1 protein-coding gene is annotated in these 1,323 nt (G+C 65.4%); it reads left to right on the plus strand.

What is annotated here, in order from left to right:
- Positions 1-103 precede the first annotated feature (103 nt).
- Positions 104-1,323, plus strand: a 1,220-nt coding sequence (locus IQ782_RS29580) for a urate hydroxylase PuuD (RefSeq protein WP_194138236.1), incomplete at its 3' end; no start/stop codon positions are given.

Here is a 1,323-nt window from a genome sequence, read left to right on the forward strand (position 1 = left end):
ATTCTTCGGCAAATCTTGAAACTGCTTGGGTGATGCCGGAGATAGCAGAATAATCGGGGCGGGCCTAGGGTGCCGCAAAAGACCGCATCAGGGAGCGACGGGCATGTACGATCTTGCCATCATCTGGGACTGGCTCGGCTTCGCCGTGCGTTGGCTGCACGTGATCACCGCGATCGCGTGGATCGGCTCGTCCTTCTATTTCATCGCGCTCGACCTCGGGCTGCGCAAGGTGCCGCACCTGCCGGTCGGCGCCCACGGCGAGGAGTGGCAGGTCCACGGCGGCGGCTTCTACCACATCCAGAAATACCTCGTCGCCCCCGAGGCGATGCCCGACCACCTGACCTGGTTCAAATGGGAGAGCTACGCCACCTGGCTCTCGGGCGCGGGGCTGTTGATGATCGTCTACTGGGCCGGCGGCGAGCTTTTCCTGCTCGATCCCACCAAGGCCGAGCTGACGCTCTTCCAGGGCATCGTGATCTCGGCGCTGTCGCTGACCCTCGGCTGGCTGATCTACGACCGGCTCTGCAAGTCCGCCCTCGGCGAGCGCCCGACGCTGCTGATGCTGCTGCTCTTCGCCATGCTGGTGGCCATGTCCTGGGGCTACAACCAGGTGTTCACCGGCCGGGCGGCGCTCTTGCACCTCGGCGCCTTCACCGCCACGATCATGACCGCCAACGTCTTCTTCATCATCATGCCGAACCAGCGCATCGTGGTGGACGACCTGAAGAACGGACGCACCCCCGACCCCAAGTACGGCAAGATCGCCAAGCTGCGCTCGACGCACAACAACTACCTGACGCTGCCGGTGGTGTTCCTGATGCTGTCGAACCACTACCCGCTGGCCTTCGCCACGCAGAATGCCTGGATCATCCCCTGCCTGGTGTTCCTGATGGGCGTGACGATCCGGCATTTCTTCAACTCGATGCACGCGCGCAAGGGCGCGCCCTACTGGACCTGGGCGGTGACCGCGCTGCTGTTCATCGCCATCGCCTGGCTCTCGACCGCGCCGATGCTGGACACCTACGAGGAAGCCGAGGCCCGGCCGCTCACCGCCGCCGAGCAGAAGTTCGCCGGCGCGGAGGGCTTCGAGGAGGCCTATCACACGGTGGTCGGCAATTGCTCGATGTGCCACGCCCGCGAGCCTTCGTGGGACGGGCTGCACCACCCGCCCAAGGGCGTGGTGCTGGAGACCCAGTCCGACGTCGCCCGCCACGCGAAGCTCATCTTCCTGCAGGCCGGTGCCAGCCATGCCATGCCCCCGCCCAACGCCATCCAGATGGACCCGGAGGCCCGCAAAGAGATCGTGCAATGGTACCGCGCCGC

The organism is Salipiger mangrovisoli (assembly GCF_015223355.1).
Classification (GTDB): domain Bacteria; phylum Pseudomonadota; class Alphaproteobacteria; order Rhodobacterales; family Rhodobacteraceae; genus Salipiger; species Salipiger mangrovisoli.